This is a genomic window from Streptomyces sp. NPDC048473 (assembly GCF_043200155.1).
Lineage (GTDB): Bacteria > Actinomycetota > Actinomycetes > Streptomycetales > Streptomycetaceae > Streptomyces.
Window position 1 is genome coordinate 1 of record NZ_JBICXE010000198.1, and the last position, 1,219, is coordinate 1,219.

The 1,219-nt window shown below is 68.4% G+C and carries 2 protein-coding genes; one reads left to right on the forward strand and one right to left on the reverse strand.

Going from position 1 to position 1,219, the window contains the following annotated elements; genetic code table 11:
• Positions 1 to 854 (forward strand): transposase (locus tag ACGFU7_RS48210; protein ID WP_393705173.1); only part of this gene is annotated, 854 nt, incomplete at its 5' end.
• 34 nt (positions 855 to 888) lie between these two features.
• Here ACGFU7_RS48210 and ACGFU7_RS48215 read toward each other — a convergent pair.
• Positions 889 to 1,219, reverse strand: a 331-nt coding sequence (locus tag ACGFU7_RS48215) for a hypothetical protein (RefSeq protein ID WP_393705175.1), incomplete at its 5' end; no start/stop codon positions are given.

Here is a 1,219-nt window from a genome sequence, read left to right on the forward strand (position 1 = left end):
CCGTTCTGGCCCGCGCTCAGCAGGACGCCACGTGGAATCGCCAGCAGATCTCCAACCAGCTCCGTTCCCTGCTGCGCGAGTACTACCCCGCAGCTCTGGACGCCTTCGCCGCCTGGACCAACGGACTCTGCCGACCCGAGGCCCGCGAGCTCCTCAAACTCGCCCCCACCCCCACCGGGGCCGCCCGCTTGACCCGCCCGCAGATCACGGCGGCCCTCAAGCGGGCCGGCCGCAAGCGCGGCATCGCCGCTGACACCGAACGGCTCCGCGACGCCCTGCACGCCGACTGGGCCCACCAGCCGCCCTTGGTCGAGGACGCCCTGGGCAAGCAGATGCTCGCCCTCCTCTGCCAGCTGGAAGCAGCCTGCACCGCCGCCGACGACCTGGCCCAGGCGGTGGAAGAGGCTTTCCCTCAGCACCCGGACGCTGCGGTGATCCTCAGCTTCCCCGGACTCGGCCTCCAGCTCGGCGCCCGGGTGCTGGCAGAGATCGGTGACGATCACACCCGGTTCGCTGACGCCCGCGGTCTCAAGGCCTACGCCGGCTCCTCGCCCATCACGAGGGCCTCCGGGAAGAAGTCCAGCATCACCCGCCGCCGAGTGAAGAACGACCGGCTCAACCACGCCGGCTACCTCTGGGCCTTCGCAGCCCTGACCACCTCGCCCGGAGCCAAAGCCCACTACCGCCGCCGACGCGACGAACGCGGCGACTGGCACGCCTCTGCTCTGCGCAACCTGTTCAATCGCCTGGTCGGACAGCTCTACCACTGCATCCAGGCCCACGAACCGTTCGATGAAGCGCTGGCCTTCCCGGCCCCGGCTGAAGTCCCGACAGTCACGGCTACGGCCGCATAGACCACACACCGCGCAACGGACAGAGCAGTCCGACCTACTCAGGAATGACCAGCCCGCGTTCGCGCAGCTGCGGCAGGCACGTCTTCAGGCATGCCTCTACCGACACGGCATCCGTCCGGACCAGGAGATCCTCGTGAAACGGGTTCCCGCTTGCGACGAATGTCCATGGCTTCCTGCCCTCACGCATGCGCTCGGCATCGGCTTTGAACAGCACCGTGACCCCCTGCTCGGCCAGCGCTTCCATGACCCGCACCACATCCACCGAGACTCCCCCCTGCGCTGCTAATCGAACAGTCAGCAAAGCTACACAGGCACTGCGGCCGCCCACTTGACGGCTTGGGACCGTGAGGCGTCTGATGCGGCAC